This is a genomic window from Micromonospora sp. A200 (assembly GCF_029893845.1).
GTDB classification, from domain to species: domain Bacteria; phylum Actinomycetota; class Actinomycetes; order Mycobacteriales; family Micromonosporaceae; genus Micromonospora; species Micromonospora purpureochromogenes.
In genome coordinates this window covers 87,127-106,594 of sequence record NZ_JARXXY010000005.1, presented here as the reverse complement: position 1 = coordinate 106,594, position 19,468 = coordinate 87,127, and the positions used below count along the sequence as shown (strand labels likewise).

Genomic DNA, 19,468 nt, shown 5'->3' with positions numbered 1-19,468 from the left:
ATAACTATTGTGCAGAGAAAGTGTGCACAGATATTGTGCAGTCATGGGGAACGACGAGAACGCCGCGACACCGCGTGAGGTCCGGCTCGACCATCGGCAGGTCCGGGTGCTGGCGCACCCGCTGCGGATGCGACTGCTCGGGGCGCTGCGCACGAAGGGGCCCGCCACCGCCACGGCGCTGGCCGAGCTGCTCGACACCAACACCGGCGCGACCAGCTACCACCTGCGCCAGCTCGCCGAGGTCGGGCTGGTCGCCGAGGACCCCGACCGGGGCAGTGGGCGGCAGCGCTGGTGGCAGGCCGCGCACGACGTCACCAGCTGGGAGCCGACTGACTTCGACGACGACCCGGACGCCCGGGCGGCCATCCAGTGGATCCACGGCGACCAGGTACGCCTGCTGGTCGAGCGGGCCGAGCAGTGGCTGGCCGTCGAGCACGAGTGGTCGCCGGCCTGGCGGGACGCCTTCGGCATGGGTGACATCTTCATGGTCATCCCGCCGGACCGGATGGAGGCGCTGAAGGCCGAGGTGTGGCAGGTCATGCAGCGGTACCACGACGAGGCGGACCCGGCCGCGCCGGGCGCCGAGCCGGTGCACCTCTTCCTCGCCGGCTACCCGATGCTGGAGGGCCGGCGGTGAGCATCCTGTCCGTACGCCAGGTCCGGTTCCGCTACCTCACCCTCTACGGCCTGCGCTGGCTGCCCACCGGTCTGATGATCCCGGTGATGATCCTGCTGATGCAGGAGCGCGGCCTGTCGCTGTCCGAGATCGGCCTGGTCTCCATCGCGCAGGGGCTGGTGGTGCTCGCGCTGGAGCTGCCCACCGGCGGCCTGGCCGACGCTCTCGGCCGTAAGCCCGTCCTGGTCGCCGCCTGGACGCTGAGCCTGGTCTCGCTTGGGCTCTTCGCGGTAGCCGACTCCTTCGCGCTGTTCTTCCTGGTCTGGGCCCTGCAGGGCGTCTACCGGGCGCTCGACAGCGGCCCCCTGGAGTCCTGGTACGTCGACGCCACCCTCGCCGCCGACCCCAAGGCCGGGTACGAGGCCGGCCTCGGCTTCGCCGGCACCGTCTCCGGCGTGACCATCGCGGCCGGGGCGCTGCTCAGCGGTGGCCTGATCGCCCTCGGCCCGGTCGGGCCGGTCAGCGCCCTCACCGTGCCGGTCCTGTTCGCCATCGCCCTCCAGGCGGCGGCCCTGGTGGCCCTGCTGCTCCTGCTGGTCGAGACCGGCCCGGCCAAGGGGGCCGGCGCGCTGCGCGCCTCGGTCGTCGAGGCGCCCCGGATGGTGGGCCAGGCCTTCGGCCTGCTGCGCCGCTCCCGGGTGCTGCTCGCCCTGGTCGCCGTCGAGCTGTTCTGGGGCTTCGGCATGGTGACGTTCGAGTCGCTGCTGCCGGTCCGCCTCGCCGAGGTGGTCGGAAATCCCGAGCGGGCGGCGGCGCTGCTCGGGCCGGCCAGCTCGGCGGCGTGGCTCGCCGCGGCGGCGGGCGCGGCGCTGACCCCGCTGCTGCTGCGCTGGCTGGGCGCCGCGCCGAGCGCCGCGCTGCTGCGGATCGTCCAGGGCGTGACCGTCGTCGGCATGGGGCTGTTCGCCGGCCCGGTCGGTGTGCTGGTCGCCTACCTGGCCTGCTACACCGTGCACGGCGCCTCGAACCCGCTGCACACGGGCCTGCTGCACCGGCAGGTCGACGGCCCGTACCGGACCAGCGTGCTCTCGCTGAACTCGATGGTCGGGCAGCCCGGCTTCGCCATCGGCGCGGTGCTGCTCACCGCCCTCGCCGACACCCGCAGCGTCACCACGGCCATGGTGGTGGGCGGCGTGGTGCTGGCCGTGGCCGCCCCGCTCTACCTGCCGGCCTGGCGTGCCGGGCGCACGGCAGGCGCGGCGGCCGACCCCGGCCCGGCCGGGCCGGACGTCGTCGGGTCGACGGCCGGGTCGAGCGCGGTCGGTCCCACCGCCGAGCCCGGTGTGGTCGGGCCGACCGCCGACTTCGGCCCGGCGTCCGGCGGTGGGGCGCCGGTCCCGGCGGCCGGATCCGGGGGCGGGGAGGTGGCGCCCGTCCGCTGACCGGTCGCCGCGCCGGCCGCGGTCGCGGCGGACCTCCGTCCGAGCCTGATACCTCAGAGGCATCTTGATGCCTCTGAGGTATCAGGCCGACCGGAGCGGCCGCCTCCGGTGCCGACCGGGGGCGCCTCCAGTGCGGACCCGGCGGCCGCCTCCAGTGCGGACCGGGGCGGTCGGCTCCAGCGCAGACCGGAGCAGCGGGCCGCCGGCGCGCCGGTTCAGGCCAGGTGCACCGAACTGCGGGCGAGGGTGCCGGTGAAGCCGAGCCGCCGGTAGAGCCGGATCGCCCCCACGTTGTCGGTGTAGACGCCGAGCGCCACGTGGTCGTGGCGGGCGGCCAGCGCCCGCGTCATCCCGGCGGTCAGCGCCGCGCCGAGGCCCCGCCCCCGCCGCTCCGGCGCCACGGTCAGCCCGGCCAGGAAGCCGACGTCGCCCCGGCTGCGGTCCGCGCCGCAGGCGACGAGTCGGTCGCCGTCGCGGACGCCGTACCAGTCGACGATGCGCGGGTCGCCGGGGCGCGAGGTGGTGCTGGGGAAGGACGCCTCGATCAGCGCGTTCAGCGCCGGGTGGTCGGCCTCGCCGAGGCGTACCACCCGGTCCTCCTCGGGCTGGCGCGGCGGGGCGGTGGTGGTCCAGAGGAAGTCCCACTCGTCGTGCCGGGCCACGGTCAGCCGGCCGGCGAGGGCTTCCGGACCGGTCCGGGGCAGGTGCAGCCACTGCCCGGCGCCGACCACGCCGGCGGCGACGAGGTCGGTGAAGACCTCCACCGCCGGCCCCGGCGCCCCGATCGCGCCGCCCGCCGGTCCCGGCCCGGACGGCAGCAGCCAGACCACCGCGCCGTCGCGTCGCCAGCCCCGGGGCTCCGCGCCCCGCCACAGCGCGTGCCGTGCGTACGGGTGGTGGTCGGCGGCGGCGAGGAGGGCCGCGCGGCCCGTCAACTCCTGGTCGGCCATGATCACTCGCCCAGCCTAGAACGCGGCCCGGTGCAGCTCGTTCCACGGTGGAGATTGACGAGCCGACCGATTGGGTACATCCCGCCCCGACCTACTGGGAACCCCCACCGGAGGACAACGATGCTCGCCATTCTCGCCGCGATCGTATTCGGCTTCGCGCTGCTGATCGACCTGCTGGACACCAACTTCGGCGCCCCCGACCTCTTCAACGTGCACACCCTGCTGATGCTGGGCCTGCTGCTGCTCTCCCTCTACCTCGCCGGGGTCGGCCGCGGCCCGGGCGGTGGCGGCGGCGGCCGCTGGTACCGCGGTCGGCGGCCGGGTCGCGGCTGACCGCAACGGATCAGGACGGGCTCGGCCCGCGGCGCGATTCCGGCGCAGCGGACCGAGCCCGGTACTGTCTTCGTGATGGACTCCGACGCCCTCTTCTCCCTCGGTGAACCCGCCGCGGCGCCCAGCGCCCCCGCGGGTCCGAGCGGTGTCGATGGCTTCACGGCGGTCGGGGAGGATTCGCCCCTGCCCGTCCGGATGCGCCCCGCCAGCATCGACGAGCTGGTCGGGCAGGACCACCTGCTCGCGCCCGGTGCGCCGCTGCGCCAGCTGGTCGGCGGCGCGGCCCCGATGTCGGTCATCCTCTGGGGGCCGCCGGGCAGCGGCAAGACCACCATCGCGCACCTGGTGGCCCGGGCCACCGACCGCCGGTTCGTCGCCATGTCGGCGCTCTCCGCCGGGGTCAAGGACGTCCGGGCGGTCATCGAGACCGCCCGCCGGCAGCGCCGCGCCGGCGGACCGCAGACCGTGCTCTTCATCGACGAGGTGCACCGGTTCAGCAAGACCCAGCAGGACTCCCTGCTCGCCGCGGTGGAGGACCGGACGGTCACCCTGCTCGCGGCGACCACGGAGAACCCGTACTTCTCGGTCATCTCCCCGCTGCTGTCGCGCTGCGTGCTGCTCACCCTCCAGCCGCTGGACGACGCGGCCGTGCGCGGCCTGCTGCGCCGCGCGGTCGCCGACCAGCGCGGCCTGGGCGGCGCGCTCGCCCTCGACACCGAGGCCGAGGACCACCTGGTACGCCTCGCCGGCGGCGACGTCCGCAAGGCGCTGACCGCGCTGGAGGCCGCGGCGGCCTCGGCGGTGGCCACCGGCACCGGCCGGATCGACCTGGCCACCACCGAGCAGGCGGTCGACGTGGCGGCGGTCCGCTACGACCGGGACGGCGACGCCCACTACGACGTGACCAGCGCCTTCATCAAGAGCATGCGCGGCTCGGACGTGGACGCGGCGCTGCACTGGCTGGCCCGGATGCTGGTCGCCGGCGAGGACGCCCGGTTCATCGCCCGCCGGTTGGTGATCTTCGCCAGCGAGGACGTCGGGATGGCCGATCCGACCGCGCTGGGCGTGGCCACCGCCGCCGCCCACGCCGTGGAGTACGTCGGCCTGCCCGAGGCCCAGCTCAACCTGGCCCAGGCGGTGATCCACCTGGCCACGGCCGCGAAGTCGAACTCGGCCACCACCGCCATCGGCGCGGCCATCGCCGACGTGCGGGCCGGCCGGGGTGGCCCGGTGCCGCGCGGACTGCGCGACGCCCACTACGCCGGCGCGCGGGGGCTCGGGCACGGCACGGGATACCGCTACCCGCACGACGACCAGCGCGGAGTGGTCACTCAGCAGTACGCTCCCGACGATCTCGTCGGGACCGACTACTACCGGCCCAGCGGGCACGGTGCGGAGCGGTCGGTGGCCGCCCGGCTGCCGCTGCTGCGCCGGATCGTCCGGGGGCTGTCCGCCCCGGCGCCGCGCCCCGACGAACCGACGCCGGTGGCGGTCAACGGCCGCCACCCGTCGGGTACGGGGCACGCCGGTGGGGCGGATGAAGACGGCGACGCCGTCGTCGGGGAGGGTCAGCAGTGACATCGCGTGGTGGGGAGCGACCGGAGGACGGTCCCGACGAGCGGCGTGACTCCCGCGCCAAGGGACGCCGCTGGGGCCGGGGCCGGGCCGAGGAGCCGCCGCCGGAGCCGGCCGGCGAGGAGTTCGGCTGGATCGACGACCTGCGTAGCGCCAAGCAGCAGCGGGGCGAGCTCGGCCCGGACGGTGAGCCACCCCGCCCGACGCCGCCCGCGCCCGCCGGCGGCCGTGGCCCGGCCACGCCGCCCGCCGGTCCCCGGCCGGGGCCGGGCGTACCCAGCCCGGACGGCCCGCCGCCCGCCCGCGGGCCGCGGACCGACGCGCCGCCGCCCGGCCGTGCCGCCGCGCCGCGCCCCGACGCGCCGCCACCTGGCCGTGCCGCCGCGCCGCGCCCCGACGCGTCGCCACCTGGCCGTGCCGCCGCGCCGCGCCCCGACGCGCCGCCACCCGGCCGTGCCGCCGGCCCGCGCGCCGACGCGCCTGCCGCACCCGCTGCCCCGCGTCCCGGGTCCGCCGGGCCGCGCCCGGACGGCGGGCCGGTCCGTCCCGGCCCGGTCGTCGGTCCGGGCCCGGACGCCCCCCGCCCGGCGCGCGCCGACGGGCCGCCCGCGTCGCATGCGGGCGTTCCGCAGGCCACCCCGCCGGTACGCGGCGGCTGGCCCGCCGCCCCCGAACAGCGTCCCCGTCCCGGCGAGGGTGCCTGGCCCGGCCCGGCAGCCGCGGCGCGCCCCGGCCAGCGGGGGCCGGAGCGACCCCAGCCGGATGCCGCCGGCGCCCCCGTCTCCGGTGCCGGTGCCGGTGGCGGCGCGGCGGCCCGCGCCCAGGCGCCCCGGGCCGCCGGTGCCGGGCAGTCACCGTCCGGGCAGTCACCGTCCGGCTGGCCGGCTCCCGGCCCCGAGGCGTCGGCACCCGCCCCCCGAGCCGCAGGCCCCGCCTCCGGACGCCGCACCGTGCCCCGCGAGGGCGCCCGCCGCCCGGCCGACGCCACCGACCCGGCTCGTCGCGGGCCGGCCTTCGCGCCGGACCCGGCCTACCCGAACCCGGTCAGCGGCGGCTCGCGCCCCGACCAGACGCCGGTGAGCGGCGGGCCCCGTCCCCCGACGGTCAGCGGCCCACCCCGCCCGGACCCGGCGGCCCCCGAGCCGCGTGCCGGCCGGGGGCGCCGCGCCGCGGCGGAGCCGACCGGCGGCGAGGACCCGGGTACCGCCGCGCGCCGAGGCGGCCGGGGCGCGGCCCCGGAGCGGGCCACCGGTCGACGCCGCGCCGCCGAACCGGACCCGTCCGTGCCGATGACCGGCAACGCCCCACCCGTCCCGCCGACCGCCCCCGTCTCGGGCGCCGGCGCCACCCCGCCCGGCCCCGTGCCCGCCGGACGGGACTCCGACGGCCGACGCCGGCCGCGCGCCGACGAACCCGGCACCGGACGTCGGGCCACCCCGCCCGGCGGTACGCCCCGCGGCGACCGGCCGGAACGGCCGGCGGACTGGCTGCGCCAGGCGGGCCGGACCTCGCACACCGATCCCGCGCTGCCGACTCTCGACCGCTCGACCCCGGCCGGCCGTACCGCCGTGCCCCCGGGCACGCCGGCTCCCGGCCGTCGTGGTGGCCCCGCCCCGGCGGGTCGGGCCCGCCCCGGTGCCGAGCCACCCGCCCCGCCCCGCGAGGGCGTACCCGGTCAACCGGGTCCGGCGCGGGGAGCGGCCCGGCCGGGCGGGGTCCCGCCGGTGTCCGGCCCGGTTGCCGCCCGGCCGGACGGGGCCCACTCCGACGGCTCCACCTCCGCCCGGGGCCCGCGTGCCGACGGTCCGCACCCGACGGCGGGTCCGCGGGCCGACGGTCCGCACCCCACCGCGGGTGCCCGGGCCGAGGGCGCCGCACCCGTCCGGGGCCCTCGTGGCGACGGCCCGCACCCCGGCCGGGGGGCGCGTCCCGCCGGCCCGGAGGCCGCTGCCCGGGGGGCCGCCCCCATCCAGGGCGGACGCCCCGGCGCGTCCTCGGCCGGCACCGGCGCGGTGTCCGGCCCCCGTCCCGCCGCTCCCGAGCAGCAGCCCGGGGCGCGCCCCGGCGGGCCGGCCCGCGCGGCGGTGCGCCCGGACGGCGCCGGTCCGGGCGTCGCCCGACCGCCGGGCGACGACCCCCGTCGGGGCGGTCCCCAGTCCGAGGCCGGGCCGCGTGCCGGGGCCCCGGGCCAACCGGCGGTGGCCCGCGCGGCCGCCCCGGGCCTGCGCCCCGACGAGCACCCCGACCGGGCCACCGGGCCGCAGCGGCAGCCCGCTCGGCCGGAGCCCGGCGGCACCGGGTCCGCCGCGCCGCGCCCGGGCGAGCCGGTGGGCGTCGCCCGCGCGGCGGCGGTGGTGCCGCCGGCCGGTCCGCGACCGGCCACCGAAGCGGTCGGCGGTCCGGGCCGGCCCGACGAGGAGGAGCCCGCCGGCGGGCTGCCGGGCGCCCGCTCCGAGCTGCGCCGGCAGATGCGCGAGCGGCGCCGGCTCCGGCTGGGCATCCTGGTGCTGGTCAGCGTGGTGCTGCTCGGCGCGATCCCGCTCTATTTCGGCATCCGTACGCTCAGCCGCGATCCGGTCTTCGACACCCTCGACGAGCTGGACGTGCCCGGCTGGGCGTCGGCGCAGACGGTCGACAACGTCAGCGGCAGCCGCTGGTGCCTGCAGGACTGCCGGCTGCGGGAACGCACCGTGGAGTCGGAGCGCGCGCCGGAGGAGACCGCCGGGGTGTACGAGGCGGCGCTGCGCCGGGACGGCTGGGAGCCCTGGCAGGTCAGCCGCTGCCCGGAGCAGAAGGAGAAGGGCCGGTACACCTGCTGGCGTCGCGACGAGCTCACCCTCGACCTGTGGGTACGCGAACCGACCTGCGCGGCGCCGCCGGCCGCCGGGGCGTCGGCGGTCCCGCCGTCCACCGAGGCGTCGCCCGCTGCGGGGACGTGTGCCGGCTCGTTGGTGTCGGTGAAGGTCCGCAACGCGATCGACGACGAACGGACCCGGCCGCAGCCGAGCACGGACCCGTCGCTGACCGGTGAGGATCCCTTCCCGACGTTCACGGAGGATCCGCTCGAGGAACTGACACGCTCACCGTCCTGAGCCGGTTTTCATCACGGACGGTAGGGTCTGGGGCTGGCGTGCCCGCCCGCTCCCGCCGGCCCCTCGTGGGCGCGGAGCGACGGCGAGCCCGGAGACGGTCGCGCGTTCCGGACGTTCGTTCCGGAACTCTGCTTGAGGAGGACATGCGTGGATGGTGGACAGATCGCTGCGCTGATCGCGGCCGGCGCGTTCCTGATGCTGGTGCTCGTGCTGGCGGTGCCGATCCTGCGCCTGCGGCACACCGTGGACGCCACGACCCGGATGATCAACGACATCAACGAGCAGACCACCCCGCTGCTGGGGGACGTGAACACCACGGTGAAGAACGTCAACACCGCCCTCGAGCAGGTGCAGACCTCACTGGACGGGGTGAACCTCCAGCTCGCCAAGGTCGACACCATGACCAGCCACGCGCAGAACGTCACCGCCAACGTGGCGAACCTGGCGACCGTCGTCTCCGCCGCCGCCGCCAACCCTCTGGTCAAGGTGGCCGCCTTCGGGTACGGCGTACGCCGGGCCGCCTCGGCCCGCCGGCACGCCGAGACCGAGCGTGAGGTGCGCGACACCATCAAGCAGCAGCGCCGTGCCGCGCGGCGCGACAACCGCTGAGCCGGGTCGGCGACGAGCCGGAGGGATGAGAGCATGAGGCGACTGTTCTGGCTGGGCATCGGCCTGGCCGTGGGCGTGGTGGTGGTCCGCAAGGCGACCCGCACCGCGCAGGCGTACACGCCGGCCGGAATCGCGAGCGGGCTGTCCGAATCCGCTGGCAGCCTGGTCGAGTCGCTGCGTAGCTTCGTGGAGGACGTACGGGTCGGGATGGCCGAGCGCGAGCAGGAGATCCACGAGGCGTTCGCCCGGGGCGAGGCGTTCGACGACCAGTTCGCCGAGCTGCGGGAGGACCCGCGCATCGGCGACCGAGAAATCTTTCCGGAGGAACACCAGCGATGAAGACGGCGGAGATCAAGCGGCGGTACCTCGCCCACTTCGAGGCGAACGGCCACACGGTGGTGCCGTCCGCTCCGCTGCCCGCCATCAGCGACCCGAACCTGCTGTTCGTCAACGCCGGCATGGTGCAGTTCGTCCCCTACTTCCTCGGGCAGCAGACCCCGTCGTACCGGCGGGCGGTCAGCGTGCAGAAGTGCATCCGCACCCCGGACATCGACGAGGTCGGCAAGACCAGCCGGCACGGCACGTTCTTCCAGATGAACGGCAACTTCTCCTTCGGTGACTACTTCAAGGACGGGGCGATCCCGCTCGCCTGGGAGCTGGTCACCAAGCCGGTCGCCGAGGGCGGCTACGGGCTGGACCCGGAGCGGATCTGGCCGACGGTCTACCTCGACGACGACGAGGCGTTCCAGATCTGGCGCTCGGTGGGCGTGCCGGCCGAACGGATCGTCCGGCGGGGCAAGGCCGACAACTTCTGGTCGATGGGCATTCCCGGCCCGTGCGGCCCCTGCTCCGAGCTGTTCTACGACCGCGGCCCGGAGTACGGGCGCGAGGGCGGCCCGGCGGTCGACGAGGACCGCTACATGGAGTTCTGGAACCTCGTCTTCATGCAGTACGAGCGGGGCCCGGGCACCGGCAAGGAGAACTTCCCGATCCTGGGCGACCTGCCGGCGAAGAACATCGACACCGGCATGGGCCTGGAGCGGATGGCGTCCATCCTCCAGGGCGTCGACAACCTCTACGAGATCGACGAGGTCCGGCCGATCCTCGATCGGGCCGCCGAGCTGACCGGCAAGCGGTACGGCGCCCAGTCCGGGCACGTGGCCAGCGAGTCGCACCCCGACGACGTGCGCCTGCGGGTGGTCGCCGACCACGTGCGGACCGCGCTGATGCTGATCGGCGACGGGGTGACCCCGAGCAACGAGGGGCGCGGCTACGTGCTGCGCCGCATCATGCGTCGGGCGATCCGGGCGGTGCGCCTGCTGGGCTACCAGGACCGGGCGCTGCCCGAGCTGCTGCCGGTGGCCCGGGACTGCATGGCCCCGTCGTACCCGGAGCTGGCGGAGGAGTTCGACCGGATCTCCCAGTACGCCTACGCCGAGGAGGACGCCTTCCTGGCCACGCTGCGCGCCGGCACCACGATCCTGGACACCGCCATCGCCGAGACGAAGTCGGCCGGCAAGCCGGCCCTCTCCGGCGACAAGGCGTTCCAGCTGCACGACACCTACGGGTTCCCGATCGACCTGACCCTGGAGATCGCCGGCGAGCAGGGCCTGCAGGTGGACGCCGAGGGCTTCCGCCGGCTGATGGCCGACCAGCGCAACCGGGCCAAGGCCGACGCGCAGGCCCGCAAGACCGGGCACACCGACGTGTCGGCGTACCGGTCGGTGCTGGACGCGGGCGGGGCGGTCGAGTTCACCGGCTACACCGAGCTGAACCGGGAGTCCCGGGTCCGCGCGGTGCTCGCCGACGGTGCCCAGGTGGGCGCGGCGGTCGAGGGCGACACCATCGAGCTGGTACTGGACACCACCCCGTTCTACGCCGAGGGCGGTGGCCAGCAGCCGGACCAGGGCCTGATCACCGTGGGTGGCGGCCAGGTCGAGGTCTTCGACGTGCAGCAGCCGGTGCCGGGGCTGATCGTGCACCGGGCCAGGGTGCTGCGCGGCGAGGTGCGCGCCGGGGAGACCGGGTATGCGGAGATCGACGTGAGCCGGCGGCGGGCGATCTCCCGCTCGCACACCGCGACCCACCTGGTGCACCAGACGATGCGCAACTTCCTCGGCGAGTCGGCGACCCAGGCGGGTTCGCTGAACGCGCCGGGCCGGCTGCGGTTCGACTTCAACACCCCGACCGGGGTGACGCCGAGCGTGCTGCACGACGTGGAGCAGCAGGTCAACGAGGTGCTCCAGGCGGACCTGGAGGTGCACGCCTTCATCACCACGCAGGAGGAGGCGCGCCGGATCGGCGCGATGGCGCTCTTCGGCGAGAAGTACGGCGAGCGGGTCCGGGTCGTCGAGGTCGGCGACTACGCCCGGGAGCTGTGCGGCGGCACCCACGTGGCTCGCTCGGCGCAGCTCGGCCTCGTCAAGATCCTCTCCGAGGCGTCGGTGGGCTCGGGCGTGCGCCGGATCGAGGCGCTGGTCGGCATGGACGCGTTCGGCTTCCTGGCCCGCGAGCACCTGCTGGTCTCCCGGCTGGCGGAGCTGTTCCGGGTGCCCGGCGACCAGGTGGCCGACCGGGTCGAGCAGACCGTGACGCAGCTGCGCGACGCCGAGAAGGAGCTGGACAAGCTCCGGGCCCAGCTGGTGCTGGGCGGCGCCGCGGCGCTCGCCGGGCAGGCGAAGGACGTCCGGGGCGTGGCGTACGTCGGCACCGAGGCGCCGGAGGGCGCGGCCGGCAACGACGTGCGGACCCTGGCCCAGGAGATCCGCGGCAAGATCGACCCGGCCCGGCCGGCGGTGGTGGCCGTGGCGGCCCGTGCCAGCGGCAAGGCGTCCCTGGTGGTGGCCGTGAACGCGGCGGCCCGGGGTCGCGGGCTGGCGGCCAACGACCTGGTCAAGGCGGCGTTCTCCGGCCGCGGCGGGGGCAGCCCGGACGTCGCCCAGGGGGGCGGCCTGCCGGCGGCGGAAGCGCCGAACCTGCTGCTCACGGTCGAGAAGGCGATCGCCGAGGCGTGATCACGCACCACGGAACCCAGGGCGGACCGACCCGGTCCGCCCTGGCCCGTTCCGCCGGGGAGGTGGTCCGCCGTGGGTGAGTTGACCCGGGGCGTCCGGCTCGGCGTGGACGTGGGGCAGGTCCGGGTCGGGGTCGCCCGGTCGGACCCGCACGGCATCCTGGCCACCCCGCTGGTCACCCTCGCCCGGGACCTGACGGCGGCGCCCGACGCGGTGCCCAGCGACATGACGCAACTGGCGCAGCTGGTCGCCGAGCACGAGGCGGTGGAGGTGGTACTCGGCCTTCCGGTCAACCTCGCCGGTAAGCTCGGTCCGGCGGCGCACCACGTGACGGCGTACGCGGACCGTTTGGCCGATGTAATAGCGCCGGTTCCGGTGACGCTCACCGACGAGAGGATGTCGACCGTCGTCGCGTCTCGTAGGCTGGCGGAGCGAGGCGTCCGGGGAAAGCGCCAACGCGCGGTGGTGGACCAGGCCGCCGCGGTCGAGATCCTGCAGAGCTGGCTGGAAGCGCAGCGGAGGCGGACGGAATGATCGACGATCTGGACCTCGGGTTCGACGAGCCTGAGAGGGGTGAGAAGGGCCGGCACCGACGCGGCTTCGTCGAGCGACGTAAAGGCAGGTCCGGCGGCCGGGGGAAGACCATCTTCGCCCTGCTGATGGCGCTCGTCCTGTTGGGTGGCATCGGCGGCGGCGCCTTCTACGGCTTCGACCGGGTCCAGAACTACTTCGTCACCCCCGACTACGACGGCGCCGGCACCGGCGAGGCGATGGTCGAGGTGAAGCAGGGCGCGCTGATCGCCGAGATCGGCGACACCCTCGTCGCCGCCGACGTGGTGAAGAGCACCAAGGCCTTCATCGAGGCGGCCGAGGCGAACGCGCTCAGCAAGAACATCCAGCCCGGCCTGTACAAGGTGCGCAAGCAGATGAGCGCGGAGAAGGCGCTCGCCATGCTGCTCGACCGGAAGAACAAGGTCACCAACCAGGTGACCATCCCGGAGGGGCGTACCGCCAAGGACACGTACAAGCTGCTCTCCGACAAGACCAAGATCCCGGTCCAGGAGTTCGAGGCCGCCGCCAAGGACCCGGAGGCGCTCGGCGTGCCGGACTGGTGGTTCGTCCGCAAGGACGGCAAGAAGGTCACCAAGTCGATCGAGGGCTTCCTCTACCCGGACACCTATGAGATCGCGCCGAAGGCGACCGCCGAGGGTCTGCTCAAGGACATGGTCGACAACTTCCTCAGCGTCACCGGTGGGATGAAGTTCGCCGAGCAGGTGCAGGAGAAGCGGGGCGGGATCAGCCCGTACGAGGCGTTGATCGTCGCCTCGATGGCCCAGGCGGAGGCGGGCAACGCCGACGACCTCGGCAAGATCGCCCGGGTCGCGTACAACCGTGCCTACACGGGCAAGTTCCCGTGCAGCTGCCTGGAGTTCGACGTGTCGGTGAACTACTACTGGCAGCTCACCGGCAAGAAGACCAAGGCGTCGAAGGACATGACCACCGCGGAGATCCGCGACCCGAAGAACCCGTACAGCACCCACGCCCACCCCGGCCTGACCCCGACCCCGATCAACAATCCGGGCAAGCAGGCGTTGCAGGGGGCGATGGACCCGCCGGAGGGCGGCTGGCTCTTCTTCGTCGCCATCGACCACAAGGGGCACTCCGCCTTCGCCTCGACCAACGCCGAGCACGAGCGCAACATCGCGAAGGCGAAGGAGAACGGCGTCCTCTGAGCGGCGAGGTGGTGAGCGGGGGGAGTGACGTGACGGTGCACAGAGCCGCGGTGCTCGGCAAGCCCATCGCGCACTCGCTCTCCCCGGTGATCCACAACGCCGGCTACGCCGCCGCCGGGCTCACCGGGTGGTCGTACACCCGGGTGGAGTGCGCGGCCGCGGAGCTGCCGGCCCTGGTCGCCGGCCTCGGCCCGGAGTGGGCCGGGTTGTCGGTGACCATGCCCGGCAAGGAGGCGGCGCTCGCGGTGGCCGACGCCGTCTCGCCGGTCGCCGCCGCCGTCGGTGCCGCCAACACCCTGGTACGCCGTCCCGACGGCTCCTGGTACGCCGACAACACCGACGTCAGCGGCATGGTCGAGGTGCTGACCTCCGCCGGGGTGACCCCGGGCGGCACGGTGACCGTGCTCGGCGCCGGCGGCACCGCCCGCGCGGCGCTGGCCGCGGCGGCCCGGCTCGGCGCGGCCTCGGTGACCGTGGTGGCCCGCCGGGCGGCGGCGGTCGACGAGCTGCGACCGGTCGCCGGCGCGGTGGGGGTGGCCCTGACCGGCGCCGACTGGGCGGACGCCACCGCGCACGCCGGGGCCGACGTGGTCGTCTCCACCGTGCCGAAGGGCGTCGCCGACCCGCTGGCGGGCGAGCTCCGCTGGCGGCCCTCGACGGTGCTGTTCGACGCCCTCTACGACCCCTGGCCGACCCCGCTGGCCGCGTCGGCGCTCGCCGCCGGTGCCCGGGTGGTCTCCGGGCTGGACCTGCTGCTGGCCCAGGCGGTGGGCCAGTTCGAGCAGTTCACCGGCGTGCCCGCCCCCCGGGCGGAGATGGCCCGGGCGCTGGCCGCGCACCGGACCGGGCTCTCTTAGCTGGCGGTTAATTCGGCGCGGCAACCGGATGTCCGACGGACGACGAGCGTCAGGCGTCGATACGCTGCTGCCGGTAATCGTCGCCCACACGGGGAGTGTCCCTTGAGCCGGCACGGACTCCACCGCGCAGCATCCCGCCTCGGCGCGCGCCGCAAGGCCGTCGTCCTGGGTGTCCTCGGCGCGGGCATGGTCGCCGGCGTGGTGGCCACGATGATGCCGCTGGTGGCGGCGGAGGTGCCCCCGCTCGTTGTGGCCGCGGCGGCGGACACCACCGCCACCCAGGTCCCGCAGGACGGGGACAACGGCGTCAAGACCACCCTGGCCAGCTGCCCCCGGCTCTGCGACGGCAACCGCACCGGCGAGCGGAACGCGCTGGTCGAGTTCGCGGTGCGCGACCTGCCGGCCGACGCGGTCGACGTCCGCGCCACCCTGCGGGTGCACGCCTGGCAGCCGTTCTCCTCCCGGGTGCACGCCCACCGGGCCTTCGGCTCCGCCGCCGGCACCGGCGCCTGGTCGCTGCGGCCGGAGCTCGGGCCGGCGCTGTCCAGCGTCGAACGGGTCGGCCAGGGCTTCAACGAGTGGGACGTGTCCGGCTCGGTCGCCGGCAACGGCCGATTCGTCTTCGCCCTGACCCAGGAGACCTGGAACACTCGGATCTACTGGGCCTCCCGGGAGAACGTCAAGGTGGCCATCCGGCCGCAGCTGGTGCTGCGCTACGGACGCGGCGGCCGGCCCGCGCCGACCCGGACGACCGCGGCGCCCAGCCCGATCGCGACCACCGCCGCCCCCGCGCCGTCGCCGAGCCGTAACGCGTCGCCCACCCCGAGCCGGACCGCCCCGACCCCGGCGCCGAGCACCACCGCGCCCGCCCCGTCGCCGACCACCCCGCCCGGCCAGGTGCCCGGCTGGCGGCTGGTCTGGTCCGACGAGTTCGACGGCGCCGGCGTCGACCGGTCGAAGTGGAACCTGCGCGACGACGAGGGACGCGACATCGACCGGGGCTGCAACGTGGACGACCCGGACAACACCTTCGTCGCCGGCGGCGTGCTGACCCTGCGCGCCCAGCGGGAGACCGCGGTGTGCAGCTCGCAGACCCGCGAATACACGCAGAGCTACCTGGACACCATCGGCCGGGCGTCGTTCCGGTACGGCCGGTTCGAGGTGCGCGCCCAGTCGCCCAACGGGCCCACCGACTCGAAGGGCCTGTGGCCGGCGTTCTGGCTGCGCCCGGACGACGGCGGCCGGGGCGAGATCGACGTGGTGGAGCTGCCCGGCGGCGGCGCGTTCTACCAGGCCGCCACCTTCGGCATCTTCTACGACTACACCCCGGTCAAGCAGGACCAGCGGTACCCGTTCCCGACCGGCTACCCGGGCGACGGCTTCCACACGTACACCACCGAGTGGGAGCCGGACGCGATCCGCTGGTACGTCGACGGCCGGCTGGTCTGGCAGCGCGACCGGGCGACCACGCCCTGGTTCGACGAGGTCTTCCACAAGCCGTACAACCTGCGGTTGAACTTCCAGGTGGGCGGCTGGCTGGGCGACCCGGACGCGGCGACCCGCTTCCCGGCCGACTTCCGGGTCGACCACGTCCGCGTCTGGCAGCGCTGAACGCGCCACCGGCACCACGCCGCCCGCCGGGCTCCGGCCCGTCGGGCGGTTCATTGCCCCCGGGCCCTATCGTGTCCGCCAGCGCGGACCGGTGGCAGGTCCGGGCGGACGGGAGACGGCATGGCGGCGCACCGGGCGGACGATCCCCGCGAACGCTCCGACGGCATCGGCTGGGTGAGCCGGGCGATCTTCGGCGACCCCCGGTTGTGGCTGGACGTCTCCGCCGCCCCGCCCCCGCCGGGTCACCGCGTCGCCGCCAGCTACGCGGTGGTGCCGTCGGTGGCGCGGGCGAAGTTCCTGCTGCCGCTGGCGTCCCGGCGGGTCGGGGCCGGGTCGACGCTGGCGTACAACGCGCTGCGGCCGCGCCGGGTACGGGCCAACCGGCTCGCCGTCGGCGTGCTGGCCGGGCTCGGCGCCACCGGGCTGGCCCGGATGCCGGTGCTGACGGTCGCCGTGCCGGACGGGGTCGAGGAGACCGAGCTGCTGCTGGCCGCGCACCTGGGCCGGCTGGCCGGCCGCCGGCTGCACGCGGCGATCGGCATCCGGCCGCCCGACCCGCACCACAAGCCGACCTTGCAACTCTTCGACGACCGGGGCGCGGCCCGCGGGTACGCGAAGATCGGCTGGAACGACGCGACCCGGGCGATGGTGGCGGCGGAGGCGGTCGCGCTGCGCGAGCTGCCCCGCGACGGCGGCGACTTCCCGGACGTCCCCCGGGTGCTGCGCGAGCTGCGCTGGGGCGACCTGGCGGTGACCCTGGTCGAGCCGATGCCCGCCCGGGTCCGCCGGCTGTCGCACCCGGAGCGTCCCGAGGTGGCCGCGATGCTGGCGGTGGCCCGCCGGGGTGGCCCGGCGGCGGCGCCTCGCCCGCTGCGCGGCTCGCCGTTCCTGGCCGACCTCGGCGCGCGCGCCGAACGGGCCGGCGGCCCGGTCGTCGACGCGGTCGCCGCGCTCGTCGCCCGCGACGGCGACACCACGTTGGAGTTCGGCCACTGGCACGGCGACTGGGTGCCCTGGAACCTCGGCCGGCACGGCGGCCGGTTGGTCGCCTGGGACTGGGAGAACAGCGGCGCGCACCGCCCGGTCGGGTTCGACCTGGCCCACCAGGGGTTCCAGAGCGCGCTGTCGCTGGGCGGCCGGCCGGTGCCGGCGGCGGCCGCCGAGATGGTCGTGGTGCTCCAGCGGCACGGCGAGGCGTTCGGGCTGGACGCGACCCGCCGGCGGCTCGTCGCCGACGCGTACCTCGTCGAGCTGTGGCTGCGCACGGCGGAGCTGGCCGCCGGGGGCGGCGGCTGGAGCGACCGGCTGCACCCCGCGCTGCTGCACGTCCTCGCCGGACGGCTGCCCGACGGGTCTGGCTGATCGGGACGGCGACCGTCGGGGAGGCGACCGGCAAACCCGGGAAAAAGCCGCGTGAACCAACTGCTCACTACCGCTCATCGGAACCGGTCCTCTAGGGTGTCACCACTCGATCACCACCTGCCGGCGACGGCGTGGTCGATCCTGCCCGGCGTGGGGGCGCCGCCGGGCTCCGGTGTGGAGCGGCCGGCGGTGGGCCGGCGTGGCAGGGGGACGGATGGCAACGGCAGGTGACGTCGGGCGCGGGGCCGCCCGGCGGACGGTGGTCGGCGGGTCGACCGGCCGACGGAACGGCGGCGACCGACGATGACGCTCATCTACGCGCTGGGGCTGCTGGCGGTGCTGGTGCCCGCGGTGCTGACGCCGGTGGCGGCGACCCGCTGGGCGCCGGTGGTCCGCGGCGGTCGGGCGGCGCACCGGCTGCGGGTGGCGGTGGCCGGGCTGACCGACGCGTTCGGCCGGACCGGGGCGGCGCTGGTCGTGCTGCTCGCCGGCTGCGCCGCGGTGGTGGCGATCTGCTGGCCGCTGGGGGAGGCGCTGTCCCGCCTCGAACCGCACGTCGACCATCCGGTCTTCGACTACGTGCACGCCCGACGGGTCGACACCTGGGCGGAGCTGAACTCCTTCTACACCGCGCTCGGTGACCGCTATCCGCTGAAGTGGGTCACCGGCGTGGCGACGCTGGTCTTCGTCGTCCTGTGGCGGCGCCGCCGGTGGTGGGTTCCGCTGCTCGTGCTGCCCCTGCAGTTCATCGTCGAGCAGTACGTCCAGGCCATTCTGGCGACGATGGTCGACCGGGGCCACCCCCCGACCGACCTGGGGACCTACCCGTCGGGCGGGTGCGCGCGGATCATGATGACCTTCGGCACCATCGCCGTGCTGGCGATGCTGACCTGGCGCCTGCCGCGCGGCGTCCGGGTGGCCCTGATGACCCTGGTGGTGACGCTGGTCAGCCTGGAGGGCTACACGCGGATCTACGCCGAGAAGCACTGGCTGACCGACGTCCTCGGCGGCTGGATCTTCGCCGCCCTGCTGTTCGCGGTGACGGCGCTGGCGGTGCTCGTCGCCGAGGGTCGGGTCCGGCCGCCGGCACCCTCCGACATGACCACCCCGGCGACCCGCGACCGCGTCACGACCGCCACCTGAGCACCAGCCCCGACGCCGCATCCGTTCCGCGGCGGCCGGGACGCCCAATCGACCACTCCTCACCACGGAAGCTGGCACCGACGTGACCACCCTTCTCGTCGCCTCCACCGGTGGACACCTCGCCGAACTGCACGACCTGGCCCCCCGGCTCGGTGTACAGGACGACTGCGTCTGGGCCACCTTCGACTCGCCGCAGAGCCGGTCACTGCTCGACGGCCAGGAGGTCATCCACGTGCCGCCGGCCACCACCCGGGACGCGGTGGGCGCCCTGCGCGACCTGCTCGCGGCCCGCCGGGTGCTCGGCGGCGGACGGTTCCGGCAGGTGATCAGCACCGGCGCCAGCGTCGCCATGTCGTTCTTCCTGCCCGCCGTCCGCCACGGCGTGGCCTGCCACTACATCGAGAGCGCCACCCGCACCGAGGGGCCCTCGCTCACCGGACGGCTGGTCGCCCGGGTGCCCCGCACCCGGCTCTACACCCAGTACCCGGGCTGGGCCGCCGGCCGGTGGACCTACGGCGGCTCCATCTTCGACGGATACGTCGCCACCCGGCGGGCGGCGCCCCGGCCGGTGTCGCGGATCGTGGTCGCCCTCGGCACCCACGACCGGTTCGGGTTCCCCCGGTTGCTGCGTCGCCTGGTCGACGTCCTCCCGCCGGAGGCGGAGGTCCTCTGGCAGGTCGGCTCGACGGTCGTGCCGAAGATGCCCGCCGGCGCCCGCCGCCAGGTTCCCTACGCCGAGATGCAGCAGGCCATGCGGGAGGCGGACGTCGTCGTCACGCACGCCGGGGTCGGCTCGGCGCTGGCCGCGATGCGCGCCGGGCACCGCGCGGTCTACGTGCCCCGCCGCCGCCGGCACGGCGAGCACGTCGACGACCACCAGGTCGCGATGGCCCGGGAACTCGACCGCCGGAGGTTGGTGCTGGCCCGGGAGGCCGACGAGATCACCGTCGACGACCTGGCCGAGGCGGCATCGTGGACGGTCGGCGCGAGCGGCGCGCCGGCACCGTTCCGGTGGACGACGTGACGCCCGGCCCGGCCGGTACGCCCACCGGTCGAGGCGCGACCGTCGTCCACCGTGGGCGGTGCCGCCGCGTCCCGGACGACGGGACCGGACCGAGCCGCCGTCGAAGC

Annotated in this window: 16 protein-coding genes; 15 read left to right on the top strand and 1 reads right to left on the bottom strand. The window is 75.5% G+C overall.

Going from position 1 to position 19,468, the window contains the following annotated elements:
* The first annotated feature begins 43 nt into the window (after window positions 1-43).
* Window positions 44-637, top strand: a complete 594-nt coding sequence (locus tag M2302_RS07120) for a helix-turn-helix domain-containing protein (protein WP_280837129.1) — start codon at window positions 44-46, stop codon at window positions 635-637.
* Window positions 634-2,058, top strand: a complete 1,425-nt coding sequence (locus M2302_RS07115) for an MFS transporter (RefSeq protein WP_280837128.1) — start codon at window positions 634-636, stop codon at window positions 2,056-2,058. The genes M2302_RS07120 and M2302_RS07115 overlap by 4 nt, the downstream gene beginning before the upstream one ends.
* Before the next feature lie 215 nt (window positions 2,059-2,273).
* On the opposite strand, the gene M2302_RS07110 is transcribed toward M2302_RS07115, so the two are convergent.
* On the bottom strand, window positions 2,274-3,008 hold the full coding sequence (locus tag M2302_RS07110; protein WP_280837249.1) for a GNAT family N-acetyltransferase: 735 nt from the start codon (window positions 3,006-3,008) through the stop codon (window positions 2,274-2,276).
* Window positions 3,009-3,128: 120 nt separating this feature from the next.
* Here M2302_RS07110 and M2302_RS07105 point away from each other — a divergent pair, with 120 nt between their 5' ends.
* The 13 genes from M2302_RS07105 (at window position 3,129) to M2302_RS07045 (ending at window position 19,361) form a co-directional block, all read left to right on the top strand.
* The gene (locus M2302_RS07105; RefSeq protein WP_088962756.1) at window positions 3,129-3,341 is read left to right on the top strand and encodes a hypothetical protein; all 213 of its coding nucleotides are present in this window, start codon (window positions 3,129-3,131) and stop codon (window positions 3,339-3,341) included.
* A gap of 75 nt (window positions 3,342-3,416) precedes the next feature.
* The gene (locus M2302_RS07100; protein ID WP_348529406.1) at window positions 3,417-4,919 is read left to right on the top strand and encodes a replication-associated recombination protein A; all 1,503 of its coding nucleotides are present in this window, start codon (window positions 3,417-3,419) and stop codon (window positions 4,917-4,919) included.
* 2,465 nt (window positions 4,920-7,384) lie between these two features.
* Window positions 7,385-8,008, top strand: a complete 624-nt coding sequence (locus tag M2302_RS33070) for a hypothetical protein (protein ID WP_348529408.1) — start codon at window positions 7,385-7,387, stop codon at window positions 8,006-8,008.
* 147 nt (window positions 8,009-8,155) lie between these two features.
* A complete protein-coding gene (locus M2302_RS07090; RefSeq protein ID WP_280837126.1) occupies window positions 8,156-8,617 on the top strand; it encodes a DUF948 domain-containing protein in 462 nt (153 codons plus the stop codon).
* Window positions 8,618-8,650: 33 nt separating this feature from the next.
* Complete coding sequence (locus M2302_RS07085) at window positions 8,651-8,956, top strand: hypothetical protein (RefSeq protein WP_154938113.1); 306 nt, start codon at window positions 8,651-8,653, stop codon at window positions 8,954-8,956.
* Window positions 8,953-11,631, top strand: coding sequence for an alanine--tRNA ligase (gene alaS, locus M2302_RS07080; protein ID WP_280837125.1), 2,679 nt, complete (start codon window positions 8,953-8,955; stop codon window positions 11,629-11,631). The genes M2302_RS07085 and alaS overlap by 4 nt, the downstream gene beginning before the upstream one ends.
* 72 nt (window positions 11,632-11,703) lie before the next feature.
* The gene (ruvX, locus tag M2302_RS07075) at window positions 11,704-12,165 is read left to right on the top strand and encodes a Holliday junction resolvase RuvX (RefSeq protein WP_088962751.1); all 462 of its coding nucleotides are present in this window, start codon (window positions 11,704-11,706) and stop codon (window positions 12,163-12,165) included.
* Window positions 12,162-13,364, top strand: coding sequence for an endolytic transglycosylase MltG (gene mltG, locus M2302_RS07070; RefSeq protein WP_280837124.1), 1,203 nt, complete (start codon window positions 12,162-12,164; stop codon window positions 13,362-13,364). Before ruvX ends, mltG begins: the two co-directional genes overlap by 4 nt.
* A 29-nt stretch (window positions 13,365-13,393) precedes the next feature.
* Window positions 13,394-14,221, top strand: coding sequence for a shikimate dehydrogenase (locus M2302_RS07065; RefSeq protein ID WP_280837123.1), 828 nt, complete (start codon window positions 13,394-13,396; stop codon window positions 14,219-14,221).
* Between the two features lie 102 nt (window positions 14,222-14,323).
* A complete protein-coding gene (locus M2302_RS07060) occupies window positions 14,324-15,832 on the top strand; it encodes a glycoside hydrolase family 16 protein (RefSeq protein ID WP_280837122.1) in 1,509 nt (502 codons plus the stop codon).
* A gap of 120 nt (window positions 15,833-15,952) precedes the next feature.
* A complete protein-coding gene (locus M2302_RS07055) occupies window positions 15,953-17,194 on the top strand; it encodes a hypothetical protein (RefSeq protein WP_280837121.1) in 1,242 nt (413 codons plus the stop codon).
* A gap of 303 nt (window positions 17,195-17,497) precedes the next feature.
* Window positions 17,498-18,337, top strand: a complete 840-nt coding sequence (locus tag M2302_RS07050) for a phosphatase PAP2 family protein (protein WP_280837120.1) — start codon at window positions 17,498-17,500, stop codon at window positions 18,335-18,337.
* 82 nt (window positions 18,338-18,419) lie between these two features.
* Entirely contained in the window at window positions 18,420-19,361 is a 942-nt protein-coding gene (locus M2302_RS07045) for a glycosyltransferase (RefSeq protein WP_280837119.1), read from the top strand.
* Window positions 19,362-19,468 lie beyond the last annotated feature (107 nt).

Excerpts from the sequence above, each read along its gene's own strand:
- M2302_RS07105 (WP_088962756.1), top strand. The coding sequence starts at position 3,129 with ATGCTCGCCATTCTCGCCGCGATCGTATTCGGCTTCGCGCTGCTGATC.
- M2302_RS33070 (WP_348529408.1), top strand. The coding sequence starts at position 7,385 with ATGCGCGAGCGGCGCCGGCTCCGGCTGGGCATCCTGGTGCTGGTCAGC.
- alaS (WP_280837125.1), top strand. The coding sequence starts at position 8,953 with ATGAAGACGGCGGAGATCAAGCGGCGGTACCTCGCCCACTTCGAGGCG.
- M2302_RS07085 (WP_154938113.1), top strand. The coding sequence starts at position 8,651 with ATGAGGCGACTGTTCTGGCTGGGCATCGGCCTGGCCGTGGGCGTGGTG.
- M2302_RS07120 (WP_280837129.1), top strand. The coding sequence starts at position 44 with ATGGGGAACGACGAGAACGCCGCGACACCGCGTGAGGTCCGGCTCGAC.
- mltG (WP_280837124.1), top strand. The coding sequence starts at position 12,162 with ATGATCGACGATCTGGACCTCGGGTTCGACGAGCCTGAGAGGGGTGAG.
- M2302_RS07055 (WP_280837121.1), top strand. The coding sequence starts at position 15,953 with ATGGCGGCGCACCGGGCGGACGATCCCCGCGAACGCTCCGACGGCATC.
- M2302_RS07100 (WP_348529406.1), top strand. The coding sequence starts at position 3,417 with ATGGACTCCGACGCCCTCTTCTCCCTCGGTGAACCCGCCGCGGCGCCC.
- M2302_RS07050 (WP_280837120.1), top strand. The coding sequence starts at position 17,498 with ATGACGCTCATCTACGCGCTGGGGCTGCTGGCGGTGCTGGTGCCCGCG.
- M2302_RS07110 (WP_280837249.1), bottom strand. The coding sequence starts at position 3,008 with ATGGCCGACCAGGAGTTGACGGGCCGCGCGGCCCTCCTCGCCGCCGCC.